We start from the raw sequence: 4,998 nt of genomic DNA, 5'->3' as shown, positions 1-4,998 counted from the left end.
GGGCGGTCTGGCCGCCCATGGTGGGCAGCAGCGCCATCCGTTCGTCAGGACGCTCCAGCCGCTCCTTCTCGATGATCTTCTCGACCATCTGCCAGGTGATCGGCTCGATGTAGGTGGCGTCGGCCATCCCCGGGTCGGTCATGATCGTCGCCGGGTTGCTGTTGACGAGGATGACGCGGTAGCCCTCCTCGCGCAGCGCCTTGCAGGCCTGGGCGCCGGAGTAGTCGAACTCGCAGGCCTGGCCGATGATGATCGGGCCGGCGCCGATGATCAGGATGCTCTGGATGTCTGTGCGCTTCGGCATCTCAACGTTTCTCCATCAGATTCACGAAGCGGTCGAACAGATAGCCGATGTCGTGCGGCCCGGGCGAGGCTTCGGGGTGCCCCTGGAAGCAGAACGCCGGCCTGTCGGTGCGCGCCAGGCCCTGCAGCGTGCCGTCGAACAGCGAGACGTGCGTCGCGCGCAGATTCATCGGCAGTGTCTTCTCGTCCACCGCGAAGCCGTGGTTCTGGCTGGTGATGCTCACGCGGCCGCTGTCGAGATCCTTCACCGGGTGGTTGCCACCGTGGTGGCCGAACTTCATCTTGAAGGTCTTCGCACCCGAGGCCAGCGCCATGATCTGGTGGCCGAGGCAGATGCCGAAGGTCGGGATGCCGGTGTCGATCAGCTCGCGTGCCGCGGCAATCGCGTAGTCGCAAGGCTCCGGGTCGCCGGGGCCGTTGCTGAGAAAGATGCCGTCGGGCTTGAGCGTGAGAACGTCCTTCGCCGGAGTCTGCGCCGGCACCACGGTGACGCGGCAGCCGCGGCTGGCCAGCAGGCGCAGGATGTTGCGCTTGACGCCGAAGTCGTAGGCGACCACGTGGTGCCTCGGCTGGCCGAGCTTGCCGTAGCCGTCTTCCAGCGTCCAGGCGGTCTCGGTCCACTCGTGCCGCTCGGTGCAACTCACCACCTTGGCCAGGTCCTGTCCGGCCATGCTGGGCGCGGCCTTCGCGGCGGCGATGGCCTCCTCACGGTGCTTCGCCGAGATCGGCTCGCCCACGCCGAGCGTGAGGATGCATCCGTTCTGCGCGCCCTTCTCGCGCAGGATGCGCGTCAGGCGGCGCGTGTCGAGGTTGGCGATGGCGACCGTGCCCTCGCGCTGCAAGTACTCGGCGAGCGTGGCCGTGCTGCGGAAGTTCGAATGCAGAACCGGCAGGTCCTTGATGATCAGGCCCGCGGCATGCACCTTGGCCGCCTCGACGTCCTCGGCGTTGACGCCGTAGTTGCCGATGTGCGGATACGTCAGCGTGACGATCTGCCGGCAGTAGCTCGGGTCGGTGAGGATTTCCTGGTAGCCGGTGATCGAGGTGTTGAACACCACCTCGCCGACGGTGCGACCGGCAGCGCCGATCGACGTGCCTTGGAAGACCGTGCCGTCCGCGAGAGCCAGGATCGCCGGGGCTTGTGGGGACAGCAGTTGCGGCGGCACCGGGTTCTCCGTTCGTGTGTGCGCGCCCAGCTCGGCTCGTCGCAGCCGGATCCGGCATCCGCGAAGGGACGCAGCGGTGGGAAGACCGAAGGAGTTTCCGTCGGAATCAGCGAAGGTTTCGCTGGGCGGGGGTGGAAGAAGCTAAACCTGCGAAGTATAGCTGAGCGACCACCCTCGCCCCGGGTTTTCACCCAGCAAGACCGAGCGCGGCGATGCCGGCCTTGGCGATCTGCGCGTCTTCGGTGGACTTGACGCCGCTGACGCCGACTGCGCCGACGCAGTGGCCGTCGACCATGATGGGAACGCCGCCTTCCAGCAGTGCCTCTAGGCCCGGCGCGCTGAGGAACGAGACACGCCCCTGATTGATCATTTCTTCGTAGATTCGGCTCTCGCGGCGGCCAAGCACCGAGGTGCGCGCCTTGTTCGGTGCGATCTGGGAGGAGATCGGCGCCGTGCCATCCAGGCGCTGCAACCACAACAGGTGACCGCCGTCATCGACGATGGCGATGCACACCGCCCACTTGTTGGCAAGCGCTTCGGCTTCGGCCGCCGCCGCGATGCGCTTGACGTCGTCGAGGGTGAGGTAGGGCTTGTTCTTCATGTCGTGCCTGGGAAGGGTGTGGAGACTGCCGGCACTGTAGCGCGCTCGAGCAGGGCCATTCCGCCACGGCGCGTACGGTCTTTTTCGACGCGAGAAGGGGGAACTTAGAATGATTGCGGCCTGTCACAGGCTGCATCAACAACCCCCACGGAGGTTCAATGGATCAGAGTCTGCAAGCTGCTTATGGCTACGCCGGTACCGCGACGTCAGCCGAGCAGCGCAACCGCGTACTGCGCAACACCTACTGGCTGCTCGCGCTGTCGATGGTGCCGACGGTGCTCGGCGCCTGGCTGGGCGTGCAGACCGGAATCGCCCGCGCGATGTCGCCGGGTGTGGGGCTGGTGGTGTTCCTGGTGGGCGCCTTCGGCTTCATGTTCGCCATCGAGAAGACGAAGAACTCGGCCGCCGGCGTCCCCGTGCTGCTGGCCTTCACCTTCTTCATGGGCGTGATGCTGTCTCGCCTGGTCGGCGCCGTGCTCGGCCTGGCCAATGGCGCCAGCCTGATCATGATGGCGTTCGCCAGCACTGGCGCGATCTTCCTCGGCATGGCTGCGCTGTCGACGGTGATCAAGCGCGACCTGTCGGGCATGGGCAAGTTCCTCTTCATCGGCGCCATCCTGGTGCTGGTGGCCGGCATCGCCAACTTCTTCATCCAGTCCAGCGCGCTGATGCTGACGCTGTCAGTCTTGGTGACGGGCATCTTCTCCGCCTTCATCCTGTACGACCTGAAGCGCGTGCGTGATGGCTACGAGACGAACTACATCAGCGCCACGCTGGGCGTCTACCTGAGCATCTACAACGTGTTCCAGGCGCTGCTCTCGCTGTTCGGCATCGGCGGCAGCAGCGAGTGATCGCGGCTCGCCGCGCGTGCTGAAACGGGGCCTTCGGGCCCCGTTTTTCATGGTCGCTCGAGAACGGCGATCGACTCGACGTGCGCGGTGTGCGGGAACATGTTCACCGCCCCTGCCGACACGCAACGGTAGCCGGCCTGGTGCACCAGCAGGCCGGCATCGCGCGCCAGCGTCGCCGGGTTGCAGCTCACGTAGACGATGCGCCGCGGCGGCTGCCAGCCGGCAGCGAGCGACGGCTCGGCATGCAGTTCCGCCAGCGCCTTGGCCAGCGCGAAGGCGCCCTCGCGCGGCGGGTCGACCAACCACTTGTCGGCCGCGCCGTAGCCCGCGAGGTCCGCCGCGGGCAGTTCGAAGAGGTTGCGCGCCTCGAACGAGGCCTTGTCCGCGAGCCCGTTGCGCGACGCGTTCTCGCGCGAGCGCTGCACCAGCGCCTCGCTGCCTTCGATGCCCAGCACCTCGCGCGCACCGCGGGCGATCGGCAGCGTGAAGTTGCCCAGCCCGCAGAACCAGTCGATCACGCGCTCGCTCGGTTGCACGTCGAGCAGGCGAAGCGCACGCGACACCAGCACGCTGTTGATCTGGTGGTTCACCTGGGTGAAGTCGGTGGGCTTGAACGGCATCACGATGCCGAACTCGGGCAGCGTGTAGGCCAGTTCCGGCCCGCCCTCGTCGAGACGGTGCACGGTGTCCGGCCCCTTGGGCTGAAGCCACCACTGCACGCCATGCTCGGCCGCGAAGGCGCGCAGCCTGGCCAGGTCATGGTCAGCCAGCGGCTCGAGGTGGCGCAGCACCAGCGCCGTCACCGCATCGCCGACCGCCACCTCGATCTGCGGCAGGCGGTCGCGCTGCTGCATGCCGCCGATCAGCTCGCGCAGCGGCAGCAGCATCGCCGACAGGCGCGGCGGCAGCACCTCGCAGCGCTCCATGTCGGCCACGAAGCTCGACTTGCGCTCGTGGAAGCCGACCAGCACCTTGCCCTTCTTGGCGACGAAGCGCACCGACAGCCGCGCACGGTAGCGGTAGCCCCAGGCCGGCCCTTCGATTGGCCGCAGCAGCCGCTCGGCCTTCACCTTGCCGAGATGCCACAGCGCATCCTCCAGCGCACGCTGCTTGGTCGCCACCTGCGCGGCAACGTGCAGGTGCTGCATCTTGCAGCCGCCGCAGTGACCAAAGTGCGGGCATTGCGGCCGCACGCGCTGCGAGCTCTCGCGCTGCCACGCCACGGCCGTGGCCTGCTCCCAGTTGTTCTTGCGCCGCTGCACCGTCACGCGCACGCGCTCCCCCGGCAAGGCGCCGTCGATGAACACCACCTTGCCCTCGGCGTCGTGGGCCACGCCCTGCGCCTCGAGGTCGAGCGACTCGACCGTCAACCATTCGTCTGCAGCAGTCATGGATTGGGATTATCCCGGGCCTGGCTGCTACACTGCCGCCCGTCAGGAGAGAGCTTCACCCGTGAAGCCGCCGAAGGCGCAGAACCGTTTCCGTTGGGCCCGGTTCGAACGCTCAGGCAAAAGGACTGGCAAACGCCGCGCGGAAACGCACGGCGATCCTCGCTGGAGAGAGGCCCGCCACGAGCGGGCCCACCGAAGGGGCAAGCGGGCGCATCGGTTGCGGCGCCCGCCAATCTCTCAGGTAAAGCGGACAGAGAGGGCACGGCACCCGGCATGGCTTGCGCTGCGCCGGGGTTGGCAAAGGCCCTCGAAGCATCGCCAGGAGGCGATCATGTCCGACACTCCGCTGCAGAAGACTCCGCTGCACGCCCTGCACATCGAACTCGGCGCCAAGATGGTGCCTTTCGCCGGCTACGACATGCCGGTGAGCTACCCCGCGGGCATCCTCGCCGAACACCGCCATTGCCGCGACTCGGCCGCGCTGTTCGACGTATCCCACATGGGTCAGGTGCGCCTGTCGGGTGACGGCGTGGCGGCCGCGCTCGAATCGCTGGTGCCCGTCGACGTGGCCGGCCTTGTGCCGGGGCGCCAGCGCTACGGCTTCTTCACCAATGCGGCAGGCGGCATCCTCGACGACCTGATGATCACCCGCCGCGAGACGGACTTCCTGGTCATCGTCAACGCCG

General features: G+C 67.4%; 5 protein-coding genes, 1 pseudogene and 2 riboswitches. Of the genes and pseudogenes, 2 read left to right on the top strand and 4 right to left on the bottom strand.

The window, feature by feature from the left end; genetic code table 11:
* The 3 genes from AB7U92_RS21840 to AB7U92_RS21830 form a co-directional block, all read right to left on the bottom strand.
* A partial coding sequence (locus tag AB7U92_RS21840; RefSeq protein ID WP_428582050.1) for a hypothetical protein occupies positions 1 to 304 on the bottom strand: 304 nt, incomplete at its 3' end.
* 1 nt (position 305) lies between these two features.
* Positions 306 to 1,469 carry a glutamine-hydrolyzing carbamoyl-phosphate synthase small subunit gene (gene carA / locus AB7U92_RS21835; RefSeq protein WP_428582047.1) on the bottom strand — a complete coding sequence of 388 codons (1,164 nt, stop codon included), beginning with the start codon at positions 1,467 to 1,469 and terminating at the stop codon, positions 306 to 308.
* 187 nt (positions 1,470 to 1,656) lie between these two features.
* Positions 1,657 to 2,070: a GlcG/HbpS family heme-binding protein gene (locus AB7U92_RS21830; protein ID WP_428582044.1), complete on the bottom strand. Its 414-nt coding sequence runs from the start codon at positions 2,068 to 2,070 to the stop codon at positions 1,657 to 1,659.
* Between the two features lie 158 nt (positions 2,071 to 2,228).
* Here AB7U92_RS21830 and AB7U92_RS21825 point away from each other — a divergent pair, with 158 nt between their 5' ends.
* Complete coding sequence (locus tag AB7U92_RS21825) at positions 2,229 to 2,921, top strand: Bax inhibitor-1/YccA family protein (RefSeq protein ID WP_428582041.1); 693 nt, start codon at positions 2,229 to 2,231, stop codon at positions 2,919 to 2,921.
* 47 nt (positions 2,922 to 2,968) lie between these two features.
* Here AB7U92_RS21825 and rlmD read toward each other — a convergent pair whose 3' ends face one another.
* Positions 2,969 to 4,312, bottom strand: a complete 1,344-nt coding sequence (rlmD, locus tag AB7U92_RS21820) for a 23S rRNA (uracil(1939)-C(5))-methyltransferase RlmD (RefSeq protein ID WP_428582038.1) — start codon at positions 4,310 to 4,312, stop codon at positions 2,969 to 2,971.
* 33 nt (positions 4,313 to 4,345) lie between these two features.
* Positions 4,346 to 4,450, top strand: a riboswitch (glycine riboswitch).
* A gap of 14 nt (positions 4,451 to 4,464) precedes the next feature.
* Positions 4,465 to 4,576, top strand: a riboswitch (glycine riboswitch).
* A gap of 67 nt (positions 4,577 to 4,643) precedes the next feature.
* Here rlmD and gcvT point away from each other — a divergent pair.
* Positions 4,644 to 4,998 (top strand): annotated as a pseudogene (gcvT, locus tag AB7U92_RS21815) (glycine cleavage system aminomethyltransferase GcvT); the annotation flags it as partial.

The sequence above is a fragment of the Piscinibacter sp. genome (assembly GCF_050175855.1).
In the GTDB taxonomy this organism is placed as follows: Bacteria; Pseudomonadota; Gammaproteobacteria; order Burkholderiales; family Burkholderiaceae_C; genus Piscinibacter.
This window is presented reverse-complemented; position numbering and strand designations above follow the sequence as displayed.